The 21,257-nt window shown below is 67.8% G+C and carries 18 protein-coding genes; 7 read left to right on the top strand and 11 right to left on the bottom strand.

Annotation, left to right across the window (positions count from 1 at the left end):
• Positions 1-30: 30 nt before the first annotated feature.
• Positions 31-747 carry a TetR/AcrR family transcriptional regulator gene (locus KHN96_RS19285; RefSeq protein ID WP_045787044.1) on the top strand — a complete coding sequence of 239 codons (717 nt, stop codon included), beginning with the start codon at positions 31-33 and terminating at the stop codon, positions 745-747.
• Between the two features lie 262 nt (positions 748-1,009).
• Here the strand turns inward: KHN96_RS19285 and KHN96_RS19280 are convergent, their stop codons facing one another.
• The 9 genes from KHN96_RS19280 to KHN96_RS19240 form a co-directional block, all read right to left on the bottom strand.
• Positions 1,010-2,479 carry an NAD-dependent succinate-semialdehyde dehydrogenase gene (locus KHN96_RS19280; protein WP_045787045.1) on the bottom strand — a complete coding sequence of 490 codons (1,470 nt, stop codon included), beginning with the start codon at positions 2,477-2,479 and terminating at the stop codon, positions 1,010-1,012.
• A 27-nt stretch (positions 2,480-2,506) separates the two neighbouring features.
• Positions 2,507-3,595 carry a tartrate dehydrogenase gene (locus KHN96_RS19275; RefSeq protein ID WP_062738451.1) on the bottom strand — a complete coding sequence of 363 codons (1,089 nt, stop codon included), beginning with the start codon at positions 3,593-3,595 and terminating at the stop codon, positions 2,507-2,509.
• Between the two features lie 17 nt (positions 3,596-3,612).
• Positions 3,613-5,250 (bottom strand): ABC transporter ATP-binding protein, encoded by a 1,638-nt coding sequence (locus tag KHN96_RS19270; RefSeq protein WP_062738450.1) that lies wholly within the window; start codon positions 5,248-5,250, stop codon positions 3,613-3,615.
• Between the two features lie 2 nt (positions 5,251-5,252).
• Positions 5,253-6,158: an ABC transporter permease gene (locus KHN96_RS19265; protein ID WP_062738531.1), complete on the bottom strand. Its 906-nt coding sequence runs from the start codon at positions 6,156-6,158 to the stop codon at positions 5,253-5,255.
• A 46-nt stretch (positions 6,159-6,204) separates the two neighbouring features.
• Complete coding sequence (locus KHN96_RS19260; protein ID WP_062738449.1) at positions 6,205-7,161, bottom strand: ABC transporter permease; 957 nt, start codon at positions 7,159-7,161, stop codon at positions 6,205-6,207.
• 41 nt (positions 7,162-7,202) lie between these two features.
• Positions 7,203-8,822, bottom strand: coding sequence for an ABC transporter substrate-binding protein (locus tag KHN96_RS19255; protein WP_062738448.1), 1,620 nt, complete (start codon positions 8,820-8,822; stop codon positions 7,203-7,205).
• A gap of 78 nt (positions 8,823-8,900) precedes the next feature.
• Positions 8,901-10,190, bottom strand: a complete 1,290-nt coding sequence (locus KHN96_RS19250) for an NAD(P)/FAD-dependent oxidoreductase (protein ID WP_045787050.1) — start codon at positions 10,188-10,190, stop codon at positions 8,901-8,903.
• A gap of 31 nt (positions 10,191-10,221) precedes the next feature.
• Complete coding sequence (locus KHN96_RS19245) at positions 10,222-10,887, bottom strand: haloacid dehalogenase type II (RefSeq protein ID WP_045787051.1); 666 nt, start codon at positions 10,885-10,887, stop codon at positions 10,222-10,224.
• A gap of 185 nt (positions 10,888-11,072) precedes the next feature.
• Positions 11,073-12,563 (bottom strand): aldehyde dehydrogenase family protein, encoded by a 1,491-nt coding sequence (locus tag KHN96_RS19240; RefSeq protein WP_045787052.1) that lies wholly within the window; start codon positions 12,561-12,563, stop codon positions 11,073-11,075.
• 236 nt (positions 12,564-12,799) lie between these two features.
• Here KHN96_RS19240 and KHN96_RS19235 point away from each other — a divergent pair, with 236 nt between their 5' ends.
• The 6 genes from KHN96_RS19235 (at position 12,800) to KHN96_RS19210 (ending at position 19,140) form a co-directional block, all read left to right on the top strand.
• Positions 12,800-13,687, top strand: a complete 888-nt coding sequence (locus tag KHN96_RS19235) for a GNAT family N-acetyltransferase (RefSeq protein ID WP_062738447.1) — start codon at positions 12,800-12,802, stop codon at positions 13,685-13,687.
• A gap of 26 nt (positions 13,688-13,713) precedes the next feature.
• Positions 13,714-14,646, top strand: a complete 933-nt coding sequence (locus KHN96_RS19230) for a 2-hydroxyacid dehydrogenase (RefSeq protein ID WP_062738446.1) — start codon at positions 13,714-13,716, stop codon at positions 14,644-14,646.
• A 155-nt stretch (positions 14,647-14,801) separates the two neighbouring features.
• Entirely contained in the window at positions 14,802-16,202 is a 1,401-nt protein-coding gene (locus KHN96_RS19225; RefSeq protein WP_062738445.1) for an aspartate aminotransferase family protein, read from the top strand.
• Between the two features lie 70 nt (positions 16,203-16,272).
• Positions 16,273-16,767: an Lrp/AsnC family transcriptional regulator gene (locus KHN96_RS19220; protein ID WP_045787056.1), complete on the top strand. Its 495-nt coding sequence runs from the start codon at positions 16,273-16,275 to the stop codon at positions 16,765-16,767.
• A gap of 307 nt (positions 16,768-17,074) precedes the next feature.
• Entirely contained in the window at positions 17,075-17,794 is a 720-nt protein-coding gene (locus KHN96_RS19215) for a cupin domain-containing protein (protein ID WP_062738444.1), read from the top strand.
• A 20-nt stretch (positions 17,795-17,814) separates the two neighbouring features.
• Complete coding sequence (locus KHN96_RS19210; protein WP_062738443.1) at positions 17,815-19,140, top strand: NAD(P)/FAD-dependent oxidoreductase; 1,326 nt, start codon at positions 17,815-17,817, stop codon at positions 19,138-19,140.
• 38 nt (positions 19,141-19,178) lie between these two features.
• On the opposite strand, the gene KHN96_RS19205 is transcribed toward KHN96_RS19210, so the two are convergent.
• Both KHN96_RS19205 and KHN96_RS19200 read right to left on the bottom strand, forming a co-directional pair.
• Entirely contained in the window at positions 19,179-20,372 is a 1,194-nt protein-coding gene (locus KHN96_RS19205; RefSeq protein WP_062738442.1) for an amidohydrolase, read from the bottom strand.
• Complete coding sequence (locus KHN96_RS19200; RefSeq protein WP_045787060.1) at positions 20,369-21,067, bottom strand: HAD-IA family hydrolase; 699 nt, start codon at positions 21,065-21,067, stop codon at positions 20,369-20,371. Before KHN96_RS19200 ends, KHN96_RS19205 begins: the two co-directional genes overlap by 4 nt.
• Positions 21,068-21,257 lie beyond the last annotated feature (190 nt).

Below are 21,257 nucleotides of genomic sequence, written 5' to 3'. Positions count from 1 at the left end.
TCGCGGATGAGAACACCATTCCAGACCCCTATGCGGAACCTCACGAATCGCGTGGCAGAAGGCTGCCGCGAGCGGCGCGGCACACGGCGCAAACAAGAAACACGGGCACGTCTGCTTCAAGCGGCGCTGTTGCTGTTGTCTGAAAGGAACATCGAGCGCGTCGCCATCAACGAGATCACCGAAGCCGCTGATGTGGGCTTCGGCTCGTTCTATAACCACTTCGGATCGAAGGAGGGGCTCGTTACCGCCCTGATCGACTGGGCGTTCGAGGACTTTGCCGACAGGCTGGATGGCATTGCGCATGGCCTGAGCGATCCGGCAGAGGTCATCGCCATCTCCGTCCGCCATACCTTGCTGCGGGCGCAGCGCGAACCGGTCTGGGGCCGGCTGCTGATGCGCGAAGGCTTGTCGACACGCGCCCTGACGCGCGGCCTGGGCTTGCGCCTGCTACGCGACAGCAGGCGCGGGCTGGCAGCCAAGCGGTTCGTGGTGTCGGATCCGCTGACAAGCGTGCTGTCGGTGATTGGCACCGTGCTCGCGGGTGTGGCGGCCGAGCTGCACTTTGCGGCAGCCCCCGCCACCGCGCAGCGCAGTCAGCGGGCCGCTGCGGTTCGCATCGAACACTTGGCCGAACGTGCGGCCGTCTTCGTACTCCAGGCACTGGGAGTCAAGCGCGCGGAAGCAGAGAGAATCGCGCAGCTGCCGCTGCCGGCGGTCAGGGAAGGCGACGCGGCGGCAGCGGTGTGAGCCCTCGCGCCACCCGGCCGGGGCGCGCATCGCCGAGGCGTCTCGACGGCGCTCGGCGCCAGGTAGCAAAAGCACAGTGCGACCGCAACAGCGGCGTTGGCATGCAACGCCAGCAGCACACCAGACATCCTGAAAGCCTACGCGACATAAGCCCCGCTCGCCGGCTCGCGTCGGCACTGTCTTGGCGAAATGTCCTCAAGGACAAACGCACAGGAGGAGACGCATCTCCCCCTCCGGATGCCTACCGCTCTACCGCATCGCCCTAATCAAGCTGTCCCTGGCAGACATACTTGATGTGCAGGTAGTCGTCCAGTCCGTGCACCGAGCCTTCGCGGCCATAGCCGGATTCCTTGACGCCGCCGAACGGTGCGGCCTCCGCGGCCAGCGCACCTTCGTTGATGCCCACGATGCCGGTTTCCAGCGCTTCGGCCACGCGCCAGATGCGGCGTACATCCTGGCTGTAGAAATAGGCGGCCAGGCCGAACGGCGTGTCGTTGGCGGCGGCAACGACCTCCGCCTCGTTGGAGAACCGCGTGAGCGGTGCGACGGGGCCGAACGTTTCTTCGCACGCGCAGGCCATGGTGGCATCGGCGCCGGTCAGCACCGTGGGGGCGTAGTAGTTCGGGCCGAGCTGCGTGAGGCGCTCGCCGCCTGCCATCAGCCTGGCGCCCTTGCCGATGGCGTCCCGCACATGCCGATCGATCTTCTCGACGGCGCGGGCGTTGATCATCGGGCCGATCTGGGAGGCGGGGTCGCTGGCGGGGCCCACCTTGAGCGCTGCCACGCGGGCAGCCAGTTTGGCGGCAAACGCATCGTGCACGGCGTCGTGCACGAACACGCGGTTCGGCGATACGCAGGTCTGCCCGCCGTTGCGGAACTTGGCGGCCATGAAGCCGTCGACGGCCGCGTCGATATCGGCGTCATCAAATACGATGAACGGCGCATTGCCGCCCAGCTCGAGCGACAGCTTCTTGAGCGTGTCGGCGCTGCGGCGCGCCAGGTGCTTGCCCACGGGGGTGGAGCCGGTAAACGTGATCTTGCGCACGCGCGCATCGTCCAGCCACACATCGACGACTTCCGGCGTGCGCTCGCGCGAGGCCGTCACGATGTTCAGCACGCCGGGCGGCACGCCCGCCTCCTGCGTCAGCCGCACGAGCGCGAGGGAAGTCAGCGGCGTGTCCTCGGCCGGCTTGCAGACCACCGTGCAGCCCGCCGCCAGCGCGGGGGCGATCTTGCGCGCGATCATCGCCGCGGGAAAGTTCCACGGCGTGATGGCCGCCACCACGCCCACCGGCTCGCGCAACGCAAACATGCGGCGGCCTGGCACGGGCGCGGGAATGGTCTCGCCGTTCATGCGCGTGGCCTCTTCGCCAAACCATTCGATGTAGCTTGCGGCATAGGCGACCTCCCCCTTGCCTTCGGCCAGCGGCTTGCCCTGCTCCAGCGAGATGAGCGCGCCCAGGTCATCCTGATGCGCGAGCACGAGATCGTTCCAGCGCTTGATGATCTGGGCGCGCTGCTTGGCCGGCACCTTGCGCCAGGCCGGAAATGCAGCATGCGCGGCATCGAGCGCGGCACGGGCCTGCGCCGCGCCCGAATCCGGCACGCGCGCGATCAGGTTGCCGGTGGCCGGGTCGGTCACGTCGAGCTGTGCGCCGGCAGCGGCCTGCCATTCGCCGGCAATGTAGTTGGCGTTGCGGATCAGATCCGCACGTTGGATCGAGAGAGACATGGTGTGGAGTCGGCAGCAAATGAACGATCAGGCGGAGGCAACGTGCGCGGCAATCGCCTCGCCCACCTGCGTGGTGTTGGCGGTGCCGCCCAGGTCGGGCGTGCGCGGGCCGTCCTTGAGCACCGCCTCGATGGCGGCAACGATTGCGTCGTGGGCGGCGCGTCCCGCCCCCTGGCCTTGCGTGAGGAAATCCAGCATCAACGCGCCGGACCAGATCATCGCGATCGGGTTGGCGATGTTCTTGCCGTAGATGTCGGGCGCCGAGCCGTGCACCGGCTCGAACAGCGACGGGAACGTGCGATCGGGGTTCAGGTTGGCCGATGGCGCCAGGCCGATCGTGCCGGTGGTGGCGGGCCCAAGGTCCGAGAGGATGTCGCCGAACAGGTTGGTGGCGGCCACCACATCGAAGCGGCCCGGCTGCAGCACGAAGCGCGCGGTCAGGATGTCGATGTGCTGCTTGTCGAGCGTGACATCGGGATATTGCCGCGCGACTTCATCCGCGCGCTTGTCCCACCACGGCATGCTGATGGCGATGCCGTTGCTCTTGGTGGCGAGCGTCACGTGCTTGCGTGCGCGGCTCTTCGCGAGGTCGAAGGCGAACTTCAGCAGCCGCTCTGCACCCTTGCGCGAGTAAACCGATTCCTGGATCACGACTTCGCGGTCGGTGCCTTCGTACATGATGCCGCCGAGCGACGTGTATTCGCCTTCGGTGTTCTCGCGCACGACGTAGTAGTCGATGTCGCCGGGCTTGCGGTGGGCGAGCGGGCACGGCACGCCTTCGAACAGGCGCACCGGACGCAAGTTGATGTACTGGTCGAATTCGCGGCGGAACTTGAGCAGCGAACCCCACAGCGAAACGTGGTCCGGCACGGTGGCCGGCCAGCCGACGGCACCGAAGAAGATTGCATCGATGCCCTTGAGCTGGGTCTTCCAGTCGTCGGGCATCATCTGGCCGTGCTGCTCGTAGTAATCGCAGCTGGCCCATTCGATGTGATGGCACTCCAGCTCGAAACCGAAGCGCCCGGCCGCCGCCTGGATGACGCGCAGGCCCTCGGGCATGACCTCCTTGCCGATGCCGTCTCCGGGAATGATTGCGATGCGGAATGCTGGGTTCATGGTGTTCCTTTGTCTTGTCAGGCGGAGAGCGGCACCGGATGCGGCATCGCGTGGTCCCGTTCGTCGAGCCAGCCCTGCCGCAGCTCCGGCACCGAGTTGGCGAGCTGTTCGTAGTACGGATGGTGCGGGCCGCGGTCAAAATCGGCGCGCGCCACCTGCGCGAGCTTGCGGCCGTGCTGCATCACGACGATCTCGTCGCAGACGGCGCGCACGGTGTGCAGGTCGTGGCTGATGAACAGATACGACACACCCAGGTCGCGCCGCAGATCGGCCATGAGGTTGAGCACGGCGGCGCCCACCACGGTGTCCAGCGCAGAGGTCACCTCGTCGCAGAGGATCAGGTCCGGCTCTGCGGCCAGTGCGCGCGCCAGGTTCACGCGCTGTTTCTGCCCGCCGGACAACCCGCCGGGCAGGCGCCGCGCGACGCTATGCGGCAGCCGCACGAGATCGAGCAGCTCGCGAATGCGACGCTGCAGTGCCTCGCCCTTTAACCCCTTGTAGAACTGCAGCGGCCGCGCCAGGATGCGCTCGATGGTGTGCGACGGATTGAGCGCCGTATCGGCCATCTGGAACACGATCTGGATGCGGCGCAGCTCATCGTGCGTGCGGTTGGCGAGCAGCGGCTGGAGCGGCCTGCCCCGGAACGTCATGCCCCCGTGGCAGGGCGCGATCAGGCCCGCGATGGCGCGTGCAAGCGTCGTCTTGCCCGAACCCGATTCGCCGATCACGCCGATGGCCTGTCCGCGATAGAGCTTGAAATCGATGTCGTCGAGGATGCGCGTGGCCGGCTGGCCGCTGGCGTCGACGGGGCCGTAACCGGCGCTGAGTCCGTGCACGTCGAGCAGCAGTTCGCCCTCGCCCAGGCAATGCTCGAGCGGCCGCGGTGCGGGCCGTGCGGCGGCCAGGAGGCTCTTGGTGTAGTCGTGATCGGGCGTGGCAAGAATGTGCCCCGTCGGGTTCAGCTCCTGCATCTGGCCGCCGCGCAATACGAGGATGTGGTCCGCCATCTGCGCCACCACCGCCAGGTCGTGGCTCACGTAGACGGCCGTGGCGCGGCGCTCGCGCACGACGCGGCGGAACGCGCGCAGCACTTCGATCTGCGTGGTCACGTCCAGCGCGGTGGTGGGCTCGTCGAGAATCACCAGATCCGGATCGGTGATGAGCGCCATCGCAGCCATGAGCCGCTGCAGTTGGCCGCCCGACACCTGGTGCGGGTAGCGCTGGCCGATGGTCTCGGGCTCGGGCAGCGCCAGCTCGCGAAACAGCTGCACGGCCTTGGCTTGCGCCTCTGCGCGCGTCATCGTGCCGTGGATGCGGGCGGGCTCCACCACCTGGTCCATGATCGTGCGCGACGGGTTGAAGGACGCGGCGGCGCTCTGCGCGATGTAGGCAACGGTGCGGCCACGCAAGGCGCGTTGCTGTGCGGCCGGCAAATGCAGGACATCGATATCGCCGATGCGCACGCTGCCCGATGCGATTGCGCAGCCATGGCGCGCAAAGCCCATCAGTGCCAGCGCGGTGGTGGTCTTGCCCGAGCCGGATTCGCCAATCAGGGCCAGCACTTCGCCGGGCTCGATGGCAAAGCTGAGGTTGTCCACCAGGGTCTGTTCGCCTGCGGTGATGTGCAGGCCTTCCACAACGACGGATGCGCCCATGGTCAACGCCCTCCGCGTTCGCGGGCCGCGCGGCCCGGCAGGTTGTCAATGACGAGGTTGACCGAGATGGTCAGGCTGGCGATCGCCAGGGCCGGCAAGATGACGGACGCGCCGGCATCGGGCAGCGCGCTGATGTTCTCGCGCACGAGCGAGCCCCAGTCCGCCGACGGCGGCTGGATGCCGAGGCCCAGAAAACTCAGGCTGGCGAGCAGCAGCACCACGTAGACAAAGCGCAGGCCCAGGTCGGCCAGCATCGGCCCGACGATGTTCGGAAAGATCTCGCGCAGCATGATGTAGAGCGTGCCTTCGCCGCGCGTGCGGGCCACGGTCACGTAATCGAGCGCGTTGATATTGACCGCCAGCGAGCGGGCGATGCGATACGCGCCGGGCACATAGATGATGGCGGCGGTCACCACGAGCATCGTCACCGAAGACCCGAAGCCGGCAACCATCAGCAGCGCGAACATCTTGCTCGGGATGGCGGTGAGCGTGTCGAGCAGGCGGCTCAGTGCGGTATCGACCCAGCCGCCCATCGCGGCGGCGAAGAGCGCCAGCACCGTGCCCGTGCCGCTGGCCAGCAGCGTGGCCACCAGCGCCACGCCCACGGTGTAGCGCGCGCCTTCCATCACGCGCACGAACATGTCGCGGCCGAGGTAGTCGGTACCGAACCAGTGCGCGGCGCTCATGGGGCCGAAGACCGCGCCATTGCCGTCGCCGCTGGTGATCAGGTGGGCCGGCAACAGCGCGGGGCCAGCCAGCGCCGCCAGCAGCCAGAACACCAGCACGGCCAGGCCGATGAGGCCGCTTGTGCCGAGCCTGCCGAAGCCGCCCAGCAGACGCCGCACCGGATGGCGCGGTGCTGGCGGCGTGGCGGCCGGCAAGGTCGGAGAGGTGGGCGTGGTTTCCATCGTGAGGCTCTTGTTCATAAGGTCAGCATCCGCATTTGGCGCGATGTCAGCGATGGCGCAAACGTGGGTTCGCAACGATGCCCAGCACATCGGCCGTGGTCACCAGCAGCAGGTAGCCCGTGCAGAAGATCATGGCGCAGGCCTGCACGAGCGGCATGTCGCGTTGCGACACGCCGTCCACCATCAGCTTGGCGATCCCGGGGTAGTTGAAGATCGTCTCGATGATGATCACGCCGCCGAGCAGGTACGACAGCGACAGCGCCACGGCATTGGCGATCGGCCCCACGGCGTTGGGCAGCGCATGCGCCAGCACCACGCGCATGGGCGATGCCCCCTTGAGCCGGACCATCTCGATGTACGGCGCTTCGAGCTGGTCGATGACGGCGGCGCGGCTCATGCGCATCATCTGCGCGACGATCACGCAGCACAGGCTCAGCACCGGCATGGCAAAGGCCTGCAGCATCTGCCCGAGCGATTCGATATCGTTGACGTACGACAGCGCCGGCAGCCAGCGCAGCTTGACGGCAAACACCAGCACCGCCAGCGTCGCCACCAGGAACTCCGGCACCGACACCACCGCCACCGACGCGGTCGACGCCAGCCGGTCGAACCACGAGCCGCGCCACACGGCAGACGCTATCCCGAGGCCGAGCGCAATCGGCACGGAGAACAGCGCCGTCACCGCGGCCAGCAGCAGCGAATTCGGCAGGCGGCTCGCCACCAGCTCCGCCACCGGCATCTGCGTGGTGGTCGATTGCCCGAGATCGCCCCGGGCAATGCCGCCGAGCCAATGCAGGTAGCGCTGCGGCGCAGGCACGTCGAGGCCCATCTGCGCCCGCAGCGCGGCCAGCGCCTCGGGTGTCGCGTCCTGCCCGAGTTGCTCCTGCGCCGCGTCGCCCGGCAGCACGGCTGTGATCGAGAACACGATCACCGATACGGCCAGCAGCGACAGCAGCGCCATCGCCACGCGCCGCGCCAGCAGCTTGAGGATCACTCCATTCATGGCAGCCCCTTACGCAAAAACACGCCGCACCGCACCGTCCGTCAGGCGTCCAGCCAGACGTTCTCGGCAAATGCGTAGCCCATCAGGCCGCCCAGCGGAATCGGCGCCAGCCCCTTGAGCTTGGTCGAATGGCCGTCGATGCTCGCCAGGAACATCGGAATGCCGATGCCCGCCTCGTCGTGGATCATGGTCTGCATGTCGGCGTACATCTGCTTGCGCTTTGCGAGGTCCGTCTCGGCGCGTGCGCTGGTCAGCAGCTGGTCGAACTTCGGGCTCTTCCAGCGCGACTCGTTCCACGCCGCGTCGGACTTGAAGAACTGCGTGAGGATGGTGTCCGCACTCGGGCGCGGGTTGACGTTGCCGAAGCCGACCGGGCTGTTGAGCCAGTGGTTGGACCAGTAACCATCGGCCGGCATGCGCTTGATGTCGAGGTCCAGCCCGATGCGCTGGGCCGTCTGCTGCAGCACGAGCGCAATCTCGACCGAATACATGGCCGCGGGCGACGTCACCACCGGGACCTTGCCCGTCACGCCCGACTTCTGCAGATGGAACTTCGCCTTGTCGATGTCGAACGCGCGCTGCGGCAGCTCCTTGAAGTAGAACCGGTTGGTCGGGTCGATCGGCTGGTCGTTGGCCAGCACGGCGTGGTCCAGCGCGATGGTCTTCTTCATCTGCTCGCGGTCGAACAGGTACTTCATCGCCATCACGAAGTCGGCGTTCGTGCCCGGGCCCGTATCCTTGCGCATGATCAGGTCGGAGTACTGGCCCGATTGCGTGGTGAAGATCGCATACCCCGGCGTGCCCTTCACGCGGGCCACGGCGCGCGGGTTGACGGAGGCCACCAGGTCCATCCCGCCGGAAAGCAGCGCATTCACCCGCGCGCTGTCGTCGCCAATGCCGACGAACTCGATTTCATCCAGGTACGGCTTGCCAGGCTTCCAGTAGCCCTCGTTGCGCACCACGAGCGTACGCACGCCCGGCTTGAATTCCTTGATCTTGTACGGGCCGGTGCCGATGCCGGCGTTGAAGTCCGTCGTGCCGTCCTTGACGATGTGAAAGTGGAACGTGCCCAGGATCACGGGGAGGTCGGCGTTCGGTGCCGTCAGCACCACCGTGACCTCGTTCGGCCCCGTGGCCTTCACGCTGTCGATCTGGTCGGCCAATACCTTGGCCTTGGATGCCGTGGCCGGGTTCTTGTGGCGCATGATCGAATACACCACATCGGCCGGGGACAGCGCCTTGCCGTCATGGAAGGTCACGCCCTTGCGAAGCGTCATCACCCACGTCTTGGCATCCGCCGTCTGGTACGACTCGGCCAGCGCCGGGCGCGGCGTGAGGCTGCCGTCGAGCGCGAACAGGCCGTTGTAGACCATGTTGCAGCGCACGTAGTCGTTCTGGTTCGACTGCTTGGCCGGGTCCAGCGTGTCGGTCGCGGCGGCGGTGGCGGCGGCCACGCGGATGCGCCCACCGCGGCGCGGCGTCTGCGCGTACACATTGACGGCCGTGCCCGCGAGGCTGCCGGCCAGCGTGGCCTGCATGCCGCCCGCCATCAGCATCTTCAGGACGTCGCGGCGCGAGGCACCGCGCTTGAGCGACTCCATCACGCGCAGGCTTTCGCTGGGGCCAACTAGGTTCTCGAACTCATTACGGCGGTCGCTCATGGTGGGGCTCCTGATGGATCTGATGTGGGAACAGCGAACACTGCGTTGTTTGTAATCGGAATACAGGCGGGTGCGCGGCTAGGCGAACCGGTCCTTGAGCTGGTAGTACATGCCCACGGCGGGCAGAAACCACGGCGGCCCGAAGTGGCCGGGAATGGCGCTCCAGCCGCGATCGCGCCACGGGTTGGCGGAGGCATCGCCGGCCATCACCGCGGCCATGCGCTCGCCCATGTGCACGGACATCTGTGTGCCGTGGCCGCTGTAGCCCATCGAATAGAACAGGCCGTCGCGCTCGCCAGCATGCGGCAGGCGGTCCTGCGTCATGTCGACGAGGCCGCCCCAGCAGTAATCGAGGCGCACGTCGCGCAGTTGCGGAAACGTCTCGGCCAGGCCGCTGCGCAGGATCTCGCCGCTCATGGCGTCCTGCTGCGGGCTGGAGACCGCAAAGCGCGCGCGGCCGCCAAACACCAGGCGGTGGTCGGGCGTCAGGCGGAAGTAATGGTGGATGTTCGCCACCGTCACATAGGTGCGGCGCGCCGCGAGCAAGGCGTGCGCGCGCTCCGCGCCCAGCGGCTCCGTGGTGACGATGAAGCTGCCGATCGGCACGATGCGCCGACGCAGCCAGCCGAACGTGCCGTAGCCGCCGTGGCGCGAAGCCCCCGTGGCGAGCAGCACCTGGCTGGCCAGCACCGTGCCGCGCGAGGTATGCACGCGATGCACCTGCCCCTGCACGCGCTCAAGGCGCTGCACGCACGTGCGCGTGTGGATCTGCGCGCCCTGCCGCTGCGCTGCCAGGGCCAGGCCTTGCGCGAAGCGGCCCATGTGCATCTGGCCGCTGCGCTTGTACAGCAAACCGCCGTGGAAGCGTTCGCTCTGCACCTCGGCGCGCACGCGGGCGGCATCGAGAATCTCCACGTCCAGGTCCACGCCGTCGCCAATGAGCCGGTCCGCGCTGCGCTGCAGCGCATCCATGTGATACGGCCGGGTGGCGAGCTTGAGCTTGCCATTGCGCTGGAAGTCGCAGGCGATGCCTTCTTCGCGGACGATGCGCTCCACCGTGTCCACGGCCGCGTCGTAGGCGTGATACCAGGCCCGCGCCCGGTCCACGCCGACCTTGCCGGCCAGCTCGGCGTAATCGACTGCCAGGCCGTTGTTGACATGGCCGCCGTTGCGCCCCGAGGCTTCGACGGCCACGGTGCTGCCGGCCTCCAGCACGACCACGCTGGCACCGCGCCGCGCCAGCGCCAGGGCCGCCGACAGCCCCGTGAAGCCGCCGCCCACGATCGCCACATCCACCTGCGCCGGCAGATCGTGCGGATCGAGCGCCAGCGCGGGCACCGAGTCGTTCCAGTAGGAGTCGAGTTTCATGGAGGTCATGGCGCGGTCAGGCACGTCGTGCTTACAGACCCACGACGCCGGCAAGGCCGCCGATGTCCTGGATCTCGGTGTAGCGGTACGCCGGGTTGCCGGGGCCGTGGCCGCGATTGACGAACACCTTGTTGACGATGCCCAGATCGTCGGCCGACATCAGGTCATAGCGCAGGCTGGACGACACGTGCAGCACGTCTTCCGGGTTGCAGCCGAGCGAATCGAACATGTATTCGAAGGCCTTCAGGCGCGGCTTGTAGGCCTGGGCCTGCTGCGCGGTATAGACACGATAGAACGGCGCGCCCAGCATTGCCACGTTCTTCTGGATCTGCGCGTCGTCGGCGTTCGACAGGATCACCAGCGGGATTTCCCTGGCGACCTTCGCCAGGCCGGCCGGCACGTCGGGGTGCGGGTCCCACGTGGGCACCGCGTCGTAGTAGGCCTGCCCGTCCGTATCGAAATACTGGATCTTCCATTTCTTGCACAGGCGGCGCACGGCGTTCTTCAGCACGACCTCGTACGGCTTCCAGTCGCCCAGCACCTCGTCGAAGCGGTAAGCGGTGAAGTCAGCAATGAACTGCTCCATGTGCTCGGCCGGAATGCGGTCGGCAAACAGCTCGCGCGTCATCTCGCCCATGCGGAAACGGGTGAGCGTGCCGTAGCAATCGAACGTGATGTACTTGGGTCGGAAGGTCATGGCGGTGATCCTCAGGGTCGGTGCACTGATGCGGTCTGTGCGACAGGGTTATGACGAAATCATTGAAGCATGCAGGCCCGCACGCGTTGTAGGGAATTGCGGTGCCTCACGTGAGAAAGCTGCTGTTTGCGATGGCGCTCGCGGCATGCCATGCGGTCTGCACCGCCGGTGTGCCGGACGCACTGCTAATGCGCTGCAGCAAAGTCGATCAGCACGCTTTTGAAGCGCAGGTTGGCCTCCACGGCTTGCCGGCCGAGATCCTTGCCGATGCCCGACTGGTGATAGCCGCCGGTGGGGATGACGAAATCGGCGCTGCGCCCGTAACGGTTGATCCAGACCGTGCCGGCCGCAATGCCGCGCATGGCGCGCAGCGCGCGTCCGATGTCGGCCGTGTGCACACCGGCGGCCAGGCCGTAGTGTTCGTGCGCGGCCAGGGCCAGGCCCTCCTCTTCGTCGTCGAAGGTCTGCACGGTCAGCACCGGGCCGAAGATCTCTTCCTGCACGGCGGGGTTGTCTGCGCGCACGCCTTCGATGAGCGTTGGCTGGTAATACGCCCCGCCGGGGCCGCCGTCGAACAGGCCGCCGCCGCAGCGCACGTCCGCGCCGGCGCCCTTGGCGCGATCGACGATGTCCTGGATGCGTGCCGCCTGCACGGCAGAGATGATGGGCGGCAGCGTGGCCGTGTCGTCCCACGTGGCACCCGGCCGCAGCGCCGCAAAGCGCGCCGCAATGCGGTCGATCAATGCCTGGGCAACGCCGCGCTGCACGATCAGGCGCGACCCCGCCACACAGACCTGCCCCGCATTGCCCGTGATGGCGCCGGCAATGATGCCGGCCAGCCGGTCGATGTGCGGCGCGTCATCAAACACCAGCTGCGGACTCTTTCCGCCCAGCTCCAGCGTGACGGGCTTGGGGCCGTGCGACGCGCATGTCGCCATGATCGCGGCACCGGTGCGTGTCGAACCGGTAAACGTCATCTTGGCAATGCGCGGATGCCGCGTGAGCGCATCGCCCGTGGTGCGGCCATCGCCCTGCACCACGTTGAAGAGCCCGGCCGGCACACCGGCCTGCACGGCCAGTTCGGCGAGCCGGATGGCCGAGTACGGCGTCAGCTCGGATGGTTTGAGCACGACGGCATTGCCGGCCGCCAGCGCCGCACCGACCTTCCACGACACCATGACCAGCGGAAAATTCCACGGCGTGATCGCGCCCACCACGCCGTAAGGCTCGGCCACGACCATGCCCAGATGATCGTGGCGCGTGGCCGCCACGTCGCCGCCGAGCTTGTCGGCGTATTCGGCAAAGAAGCGCAGGCCTTCGGCGGTGAACGGCACATCCCAGGCGACGGCATCGCGCACGGGGCGTGTGGAACACACGGCTTCCAGCGGCGCCAGATGCGCCACGTCCGCGTCGATCAGATCAGCCCAGCGGCGCAGCACGCGGGCCCGCTCGCGCGGCGCGCGGCGTGCCCAGTCGGTGGTGCCCCACGCTTGCCAGGCGTTCTGCACGGCCATGTCCACCATGTCGGCATCGGCCATCGGCAAATCGGCATGCACCGCGTTATCGGACGGCCGCCGCACGGCAAGCGCCCCGGTGTGGCGGGCGTCGCTGACATGCTCGCCGCCAATGAAATGGCCCGAAGGCACGCGGATGGTTTCAGGGTTGAAGATCGGCACAGGATGAGGAGGTGCCGCAGCCGGGCACCCATATCGGATGGAGGTTATTGATGCTAGGCAGGATGGCCCGGCATTTGTGTTCGTAACGCCGGCCGCCACCGCATCGAATTGCGAAACCCGCACCCTCGGCAGACGATGCTTGCAAATTGCGGGCAAACCCCAATTCGATCTGGCCCAGCGGCGCGATGTCGTCCAAGATGAGAGCGTGTTATGCCCACCTTCAGAAGGCGTCCTCCATGCTCAGCTCCCCTGCGTCCACCCAGACCACCGCCGCCGACGACGGCGTGGTGCTGCGTCCCATGACCGCCGACGATCTCACCGCGGCGCACGCGCTGTCCGAAGAACAGCGCTGGCCGCATCGCCCTGCCGACTGGGCCCAGATGTTTGCGCACGCCGAAGGCTTCGTGGCCGAGCGCGACGGACAGATCATCGCCACGGCCCAGCGCTGGCGCTGGGGCCCGCGCCACGCGACGATCGGGCTGGTGATCGTCACGCCCGCCTGTCAGGGCCGGCGCGTCGGCCATCGCCTGATGAGCGCATTGCTCGATGGCCTGGAGGACCACACCGTGCTGCTGCACGCCACGGCCGAAGGGCGTGGCCTGTATGAGCGGCTCGGTTTCGTGCGTACCGGTGAAATCCGCCAGCACCAGGGCATTGCGCAACCCACGCCGCTGATCGCGCTGCCCGCGGGCTGGCGGCTGCGGCCGGCTGGCACCAATGAAGCCGAAACGCTGCGCCGGCTCGACGCGCAGGCGCGCGGCATGCCCCGCGACGCGCTGATCGACGACCTGCTCGCCATCGCCGACGCCTGCGTCGTGCTGGACGACGACGGCGAGCCGCGCGGCTTCGCCATGCTGCGCCGCTTCGGGCGCGGCCATGCGATCGGCCCCGTCGTGGCGCCCGACGCCGAGAGTGCCAAGGCGCTGATTGCGCATCTGGCCGGCATCAACGCGGGGCATTTCACGCGCATCGACATCGACTTCGACAGCGGGCTGGCCGAATGGCTCGAGAGCATCGGCCTGCTGCGCGTGGATACGTCGACCACCATGGTGCGCGGCGCGCCGCTGTCAACGCCGCCCGGGGCGGCCGCGCTGGTTGCCATCGTCGCCCAGGCGGTGGGCTGATCTCCACATTGCACAGACGCTTCTCCGTGACCACGACCTTCCTCTACAAGTCCGACCCCGTGCGCGGCCAGCAATGGGCCGAGGTTTTTCGCCAGCACGCGCCCGACATCGACTTCCGCATCTGGCCCGACATCGGCGATCCGCACAAGGTGCGCTTTCTTGCCGCGTGGGAGCCACCGGCCGATATCGCCGCGCAGTTCCCGAACCTCGAAGTGTTGTTTTCATCGGGCGCCGGGGTCGACCAGTTCAACTTCGCCGCGCTGCCGCCAACGCTGCCGGTCGTGCGCATGGTCGAGCCCGGCATCGTGCGCGGCATGGTGGAGTACGTCACGCATGCCGTCCTTGCGCTGCACCGCGACATTCCCGCGTATCGGCGCCAGCAGTCGGCCGGACAATGGCGGCCGCTGCCGGTGCGTCAGGCGGGCGAGCGCCGCGTCGGCGTGCTGGGCCTGGGTTCGCTCGGGCAGGCGGTGCTCGAACAACTGAGCGGCTTTGGCTTTGACTGCGCGGGCTGGAGCCGCTCCCGCCATGCGATCGACGGCGTGCAGTGCTTTGCCGGGCAGGCAGAGTTGCCGGCGTTCCTGGCGCGCACCGACATCCTCGTGTGCCTGCTGCCCCTGACGGACGCCACGCGCGGCATGCTGAACGCCGCGCTGTTCGCCCAGCTGCCGCAAGGCGCCATGCTGGTGCACGTGGGCCGCGGCCCGCAGCTGGTGAGCGATGACCTGCTCGCCGCGCTCGACAGCGGCAGGCTCAGCGAAGCCATGCTCGACGTGACCGACCCCGAACCGCTGCCGTCCGGACATGCGCTCTGGCGGCACCCGCGCATCCAGATCACGCCGCACATCGCGAGCATGACGCAGCCGCTTTCTGCGGCAGCCGTAGTCATCGACAACCTGCGCCGCCTGGCCGCCGGGGAGCCCCTGCTCGGGCTGGTGGACCGCACGCGCGGCTATTGAAACGAGGCGGGAAACGACGCTCGGCACGATGTGCTGCCGCTGCCCGAACAACAGCAGCACAGTGCGTTTCCTGCCCGCAAAGCAGCACCAAGCCGTGGGCACCACGGCCTACTCTTGAGTCCATCGATTGCTCTCCCGCACGCACGGACTCCGCCATGACCCAGCTAACCGATCTGCCCCAGCTTGCCTCGCTCGATGCCATTGACCGTGCCCATCTGATCCACCCCGTGGCGTCGTGGCGCACGCACGAGCAACGCGGGCCGACCGTGCTTTCGTCCGGCAAGGGCGCATGGCTGACCGACGCGCACGGCCATGAACTGCTCGATGCGTTTGCCGGCCTGTGGTGCGTCAACGTCGGCTACGGCCAGGAAAGCGTGGTGCAGGCTGCCGCCGGGCAGATGCGCCGCCTGCCCTACGCCACCGGCTACTTCCACTTCAGCAGCGAGCCCGCCATCCAGTTGGCCGAGAAGCTCGTGCAGATCGCGCCCCGCTCGCTGAACCATGTGTACCTGACGCTGGGCGGCTCCGAAGCCGTGGATGCTGCCGTGCGCTTCATCGTGCAGTACTTCAACGCGATCGGGAAACCCACGAAGAAGCACTTCATTGCGCTGGAACGCGGGTATCACGGCTCGTCGTCGACGGGCGCGGGGCTGACGGCGCTGCCCGCGTTTCATCGCGGCTTTGACCTGCCGCTGGCCACGCAGCACTACATCCCGTCGCCGAACCCGTACCGGGCGGCCGACCCAGCGGATGCGCAAGGCATCATCGCCGGCTCCGTGGCTGCCTTGCGTGCGAAGGTGGCCGAGCTGGGCGCCGACAACGTCGCGGCGTTCTTCTGCGAACCGATCCAGGGGTCGGGCGGCGTGATCGTGCCGCCCAAGGGCTGGCTCAAGGCCATGCGCGATGCCGCGCGCGAGCTGGGCATCCTGTTTGTCGTCGATGAAGTCATCACCGGCTTTGGCCGCACCGGCCCCATGTTTGCGTGCGATGCCGAGGGTGTGGAGCCCGACGTCATGACGATGGCCAAGGGCCTCACCGCCGGCTACGTGCCCATGGGCGCCACGATGATCTCCGACGAGATCTATGCCGGCATTGCCGACGGCGCACCCGCCGGCGCACCCATCGGCCACGGCGCCACGTATTCCGCCCACCCGGTAAGCGCGGCGGTCGCGCTGGAAGTGCTGCGGCTGTACGAGGAAGGCGGCATCCTCGCCAACGGCCAGCGCGGTGCGGCCAGCTTTGCGGCGGGGCTCGATGCGCTGCTGGCGCATCCGCTGGTGGGCGATTCACGCCACCGTGGCCTGCTCGGCGCGCTCGAACTGGTGAGCGACAAGGCCACCAAACGCGGCTTTGACGCGAGCCTCGGCCTGCCGGATCTGATTGCCTCGGCTGCCTATCGCAACGGCATCGTGTTCCGGGCGTTCGGCGACAACATCCTCGGCTTTGCCCCCGCGCTGACGTATACCGAAGACGAGTTCGCGCAACTGTTCACCCGGCTGAAGACGACGCTCGACGACGTGCTGGCCGTGCCGGCCGTACGCGCGGCGCTCGTTTGACGCAACAACCTGACACAAGAGACGCTGGCTGCCGCAGAATCGATCCATCTTCCACGCACGCGCCACCGCCATGACCGAAGCTCTCAAGATCGACCGCCTGGACTTGCGCATCCTCGCGCAGCTGCAGAAGAACGGCCGCATGACCAACGTGGATCTGGCGGACGCCGTGGGCCTCTCGCCCAGCCCCTGCCTCATCCGCGTCAAGCGCCTTGAGCAGGCCGGCTATATCTCGGGCTACGGCGCGCACATCCGCATGGAGAAGCTGGGCGACACGCTCACCGTCTTCACTGAAGTCACGTTGTCGGACCACCACCGCGAAACCTTCGCGCGCTTCGAAGCCGCCATCCGAGACGTGGACGAGGTGCTCGAATGCCACCTGCTCAGCGGCGGCTACGACTACCTGCTGCGCTTCATCACGCGGGGCGTCAACCACTACCAGGAAGTCATCGAGGGCCTACTGGAGCGCAATATCGGCATCGCCAAGTACTTCAGCTACATCGTCATCAAGTCGCCGTTCGTGAAGACGTACTGCCCGATCGAGCGGCTGTTTCCCAACCAGCGCTGATGCCACGTACCTGACGCTGGCGGGCGCACGAGGGTGCCGCTTGCCGTTCGCCGCGATCGCCGTGGCCGGCGTTACACCGGCCCTTTCCGTACGGCGTTCGCCACCCGGGAACGGGCGCTCATGCAGGCCTTTCGCACGCTCAGCACGCCATGCTGGCAACCCGTTTCAAAACAGCAGCTTCCTCATGATCGATGCGGCATTTCGTGACAAGCGCCTCGCAACTCTATGTTGCAATGACTCCAGTCAAAGGCCTTGAGGCGTACCGCGAAAGCCAGGCCATTCTTCGATACGGTGAGGAAGAATCCGCATGAGCACTGCCCTGATGCTGCACCGCGCCGATGGCGCGCCCCTGTCGACCGCATTCCGGCAAGCGGCACTGAGCGCCGAAGACCCGTTCGCGCAAGGCCGCGAGATTGCCTGGGAGGGCCCGAATGCAATGAGCGCCGGCCGCGCCAGCTTTGTTGGCCAACGCGACGTCGCGAGCTATCCCCATACGGAGACACTCGCCGTCGTGGAGGGCGAACTCACACTCAGCGCACCGGGCTCGGCGCGGCACGTCATCGGCGCGGGCGCCGGCGCGGTGATCGCCGCCGGCACGGCCGTGCGCATCGAGGCTGCTGCCGGCGTCCGGTTTGTGTTCTGCGCCGCCGCGGGTAACGCGCCCACGTCGCCGGCTCTCATCCCGCTGCGCGCAGATGCAGACTTCAAGCCGTCCGGCGGCCCGGCCCCGGAGGTGCTGCTCGGGCCCTCCCCGCAATGCCGCAGCGACAACGTCTTCACCGACGAGCCCACGCAATACCGCGCTGGCACCTGGGACTCGACGCCCTACCACCGCATCGTCCGCCCGCATCCGGTGAATGAATTCATGTACGTGCTCGATGGCGTTGTGCAATTTGCCGGCCCCGACGGCAACGCAGTCACCGTGAGCACCGGCGACGCCATCTTCGTGCCGCAGGGCGCGCCCATCGGGTGGGAGAGCACGCAGCGCGTGGCGAAGTTCTACGTGGTGCAAAACGCGCAAGCCTGAAAGAGCGAGGAGAGCCATCCATGTCCCAGCCGCTGCGTCTCATCGAGAGCGCCTCTTCCCTGCCAGCGCAAGCCGACGTCGTCGTGATCGGCGGCGGCATCATCGGCGTGTTTGCCGCCTACTACCTGGCCCGGCGCGGCGTGTCGGTGGCCGTCGTCGAAAAGGGCCGCATCGGCGCCGAACAGTCGAGCCGCAACTGGGGCTGGTGCCGGCAGCAAAACCGCGATGCGCGCGAGCTGCCGATGGCCACCAAGAGCCTTGAACTGTGGGAGCAATTTGCCGCAGACACCGGCGAAGACACGGGTTTCCGCCGCTGCGGCCTGCTCTATCTCAGCAACGACGAAGACGAACTCGCGCGCTGGACGAAGTGGCGCGATTTCGCCAGGACGGCCGGCGTGACCACGCACATGCTGAGCAGCCGCGAGGCCTCCGAGCGGGGCCGTCTGACGGGCCGCACGTGGAAGGGCGGCGTGTTTTCACCGAGCGACGGCACGGCCGACCCGGCGAAGGCGGCACCGTCGGTCGCAGCGGCGCTCATGAAACTCGGCGGCACGGTGCACCAGAACTGCGCCGCGCGGGGCATTGAGGTGGAGGGCGGCCGCGTGAGCGGCGTCGTCACCGAAGCGGGCACCATCAAGACGCGCACCGTGGTATTTGCAGGCGGGGCATGGGCCTCGTCGTTCTGCCGCCAGTTGGGCATCCGCTTTCCGCAGGCAACGGTTCGCCAGTCCATCGTGCGGGTGACCGGCGTGACCGAACCGGTGCCCGACGCCCTGCATACGGCGCGCGTGTCCATCACCCGCCGCAGCGATGGCAGCTACAACCTCGCCATCAGCGGGCGCGGACGCGTCGACCCGACGGCGCAGCTGCTGCGCTTTGCGCCGCAGTTCCTGCCGATGTTCGCGAAGCGCTGGCGCAATGTGTTCCCCGGCGGGTTGGAAGGCATTCGCGCGGGCCACGAGACCCTCGCGCGGTGGCGGCTCGATGCGCCCACACCGATGGAGCGCATGCGGATCCTCGACCCCCGGCCCGATCCGGTCGCGGTCAGGCAAACCTACGACCGCGCCGTCGAACTGCTGCCGGTGTTCGGCCAGGCTGGTATCGCCAATGCCTGGGCCGGTTTCGTCGACAACACGCCCGACGGCGTGCCCGGCATCGGCGAAGTCCCGGAGGTCCCCGGATTCATCCTGGCCGCGGGCTTCTCGGGCCACGGGTTCGGTATCGGTCCCGGCGCCGGCCATCTGATTGCCGATCTGGTGACGGGTGAAAAGCCGATCTTCGACCCTGCCCCCTACGACCCGGCGCGCTTCAGGCACTCGGCCTGGGGCAAGGTCGCTGACTTCTAGGGCGGCAATACCGGGGGGCCATCCCACATGGCCACAGTTCAGGAACCGGATGGGACGGCGGCCAGCGCGCGGCGGGCGACTTCGCAAAACCAGCGCACGCCAAGCGGCAGCGCATCGTCGTTGAAGTCGTAGCACGGATGATGGAGCGGGTATTCGCCATCTGGGCCTGGCTCCGCGCGCCCCTGGCCGAGCCACAGATACGCACCCGGCTTTTGCTGCAGCATGAAGGCGAAGTCTTCCGAGGTGAACGCCGCGCGCGGCGCCATGTCGGCCTGCAGGCCGATCGCCTTCGCCGCATCCAGCGCGAGCTTGGCTTCGGCTGCCGTGTTGATCGTGGCCGGGTAGTAGCGCCGATACTCGACGTCGATCTGCGTGCCGCTGGCCAGCGCAACGCCGTGGGCCGTGTCGCGCAGCGCAGCTTCGATGCGGTCTTGTGAAGCCGCATCGAAGCTGCGCACCGTACCCGTCACGCGCACTTCGGCGGGCAGCACGTTATGGCTGTGGCCGCCCTCGATGCGCGTGACCGACAGCACCGCCGATTCGCCCGGATCAATACGCCGCGACACGATCGTATGCAGCTGCGCCACCAGCTGGCTGGCGGCGAGGATGGCGTCGGGCGTGTGGTGCGGCTGCGCGGCATGGCCGCCGCGTCCGCGCAGGGTGATGTCGAAGCGATCGGCGGCCGCCATGATCGGGCCGGGGCGCGTCTGTGCGTGGCCCAGCGGCAGGTCGGGCCAGTTGTGCAAGGCATAGACGCTGTCGCACGGGAAGCGCTCGAACAGGCCGTCTTCGATCATGCGGCGCGCGCCCGCCTGACCCTCTTCGGCGGGCTGGAAGATGAAACGGACCGTGCCATCGACGCCCGTGCGGGCAAGCTGGCGCGCGGCGCCGATCAGCATGCTCGTGTGGCCGTCATGCCCGCAGCCATGGTGCCGGCCCCGCACGCGGCTGGCATGCGGCGCGCGGCCAAGTTCCACCATCGGCAGCGCGTCCATGTCGGCACGCAGCCCGACACTGCGGCCGCTCCGGCCGCCGCGCAGCGTGCCGACCACGCCGGTGCCACCGACGCCCTCTTCCACCTCGAGCCCCAGCACCCGCAGCGACTGCGCCACGATGCCCGCGGTGCGGTGTTCCTCGTACGCGAGTTCCGGGTTGGCATGCAGGTCGCGGCGCAGGGCGACGAGTTCGGGCAGCAGGTCCGCCACGGGCTCCACGACGGCGTCGGGCTTCATTGGCCAGCCTCCACCGCATCGGCAAGTTGCGCCAGCGTGTGGAAGTGATAGTCCGGCACGGTGTGTTCGGACTCGATGGTGCCGCCCGAGCCCGGCATGCCATGGCGACGCTCGATCCAGCACGTGGCGATGCCAAGCCGCTTGGAGATGCCGATGTCGTGATACTGGCTCTGCGCCACGTGCAGGTTGTCGGCCTGCCTGTAGCCCCAGGCGCCTTCGTAGCGGCCGCGCGCGTAGGCGAAGTAGCGCGGGTCGGGCTTTTCGCACAGCGCGTCATCGCACGAGAGCAGCAGGTCGAATGGCGAGCCCAGCGTGCGCTGAAAATGCGCCAGCGCCCAGGATTGCGCGTTCGTCATCGTCACGAGCTTGAAGCGCTTGCGCAGGCGCTGCAGGGCCTCCACCGAGTCGGGAAACGCGGGCCACTCGGCCACCGAATCGCGAAAGCCCTTGGCAAGCGCATCGGTATCGGGCAGCCCAAGCTGCTGCGCGACGATGTGCCAGCACGGCACGAGGTCATCGGGGTACCACTCCGTCTGGCCGCGCTTGCGGGCTGCGCGATACGCCGCGAGGAACGCATCGTCCGTCACCGTGCTGTTGGGCACGGCGCGGCGCAGGTAGGCGAGCATGCCGCCCTCGAAATCGATCAACGTCCCGACGACGTCGAAAGTCAGCACCTTGAAATCCCGAAGGGCCATGAAATGCTCCTGAGTGAGTGAACGCCGAAAGCAGACAACGGGCCGACCGGCGCGCCAACCCGCTTGCACGGCATCAAGCTTAGAAGCAGCGGTGCGGGCGATGGTACCGTTCACCGACCACGACGCGGCAGCGAATTGCGTTTTTGTGCGCCGGGCGCCGCGATTGTTCGGCACGAAGATCAGCCCCAGC

The organism is Ralstonia mannitolilytica, from assembly GCF_905397375.1.
Lineage (GTDB): Bacteria > Pseudomonadota > Gammaproteobacteria > Burkholderiales > Burkholderiaceae > Ralstonia > Ralstonia mannitolilytica.
Note: the sequence above shows the minus strand (reverse complement) of the source record. Positions and strands in the feature narration are given on the sequence as shown.

Excerpts from the sequence above, each read along its gene's own strand:
- KHN96_RS19250 (WP_045787050.1), bottom strand. The coding sequence starts at position 10,190 with ATGAAACTCGACTCCTACTGGAACGACTCGGTGCCCGCGCTGGCGCTC.
- KHN96_RS19225 (WP_062738445.1), top strand. The coding sequence starts at position 14,802 with ATGACCCAGCTAACCGATCTGCCCCAGCTTGCCTCGCTCGATGCCATT.
- KHN96_RS19270 (WP_062738450.1), bottom strand. The coding sequence starts at position 5,250 with ATGGGCGCATCCGTCGTTGTGGAAGGCCTGCACATCACCGCAGGCGAA.
- KHN96_RS19280 (WP_045787045.1), bottom strand. The coding sequence starts at position 2,479 with ATGTCTCTCTCGATCCAACGTGCGGATCTGATCCGCAACGCCAACTAC.
- KHN96_RS19215 (WP_062738444.1), top strand. The coding sequence starts at position 17,075 with ATGAGCACTGCCCTGATGCTGCACCGCGCCGATGGCGCGCCCCTGTCG.
- KHN96_RS19220 (WP_045787056.1), top strand. The coding sequence starts at position 16,273 with ATGACCGAAGCTCTCAAGATCGACCGCCTGGACTTGCGCATCCTCGCG.
- KHN96_RS19260 (WP_062738449.1), bottom strand. The coding sequence starts at position 7,161 with ATGAATGGAGTGATCCTCAAGCTGCTGGCGCGGCGCGTGGCGATGGCG.
- KHN96_RS19235 (WP_062738447.1), top strand. The coding sequence starts at position 12,800 with ATGCTCAGCTCCCCTGCGTCCACCCAGACCACCGCCGCCGACGACGGC.
- KHN96_RS19275 (WP_062738451.1), bottom strand. The coding sequence starts at position 3,595 with ATGAACCCAGCATTCCGCATCGCAATCATTCCCGGAGACGGCATCGGC.
- KHN96_RS19265 (WP_062738531.1), bottom strand. The coding sequence starts at position 6,158 with ATGGAAACCACGCCCACCTCTCCGACCTTGCCGGCCGCCACGCCGCCA.
- KHN96_RS19255 (WP_062738448.1), bottom strand. The coding sequence starts at position 8,822 with ATGAGCGACCGCCGTAATGAGTTCGAGAACCTAGTTGGCCCCAGCGAA.
- KHN96_RS19200 (WP_045787060.1), bottom strand. The coding sequence starts at position 21,067 with ATGGCCCTTCGGGATTTCAAGGTGCTGACTTTCGACGTCGTCGGGACG.
- KHN96_RS19285 (WP_045787044.1), top strand. The coding sequence starts at position 31 with ATGCGGAACCTCACGAATCGCGTGGCAGAAGGCTGCCGCGAGCGGCGC.
- KHN96_RS19205 (WP_062738442.1), bottom strand. The coding sequence starts at position 20,372 with ATGAAGCCCGACGCCGTCGTGGAGCCCGTGGCGGACCTGCTGCCCGAA.
- KHN96_RS19245 (WP_045787051.1), bottom strand. The coding sequence starts at position 10,887 with ATGACCTTCCGACCCAAGTACATCACGTTCGATTGCTACGGCACGCTC.
- KHN96_RS19210 (WP_062738443.1), top strand. The coding sequence starts at position 17,815 with ATGTCCCAGCCGCTGCGTCTCATCGAGAGCGCCTCTTCCCTGCCAGCG.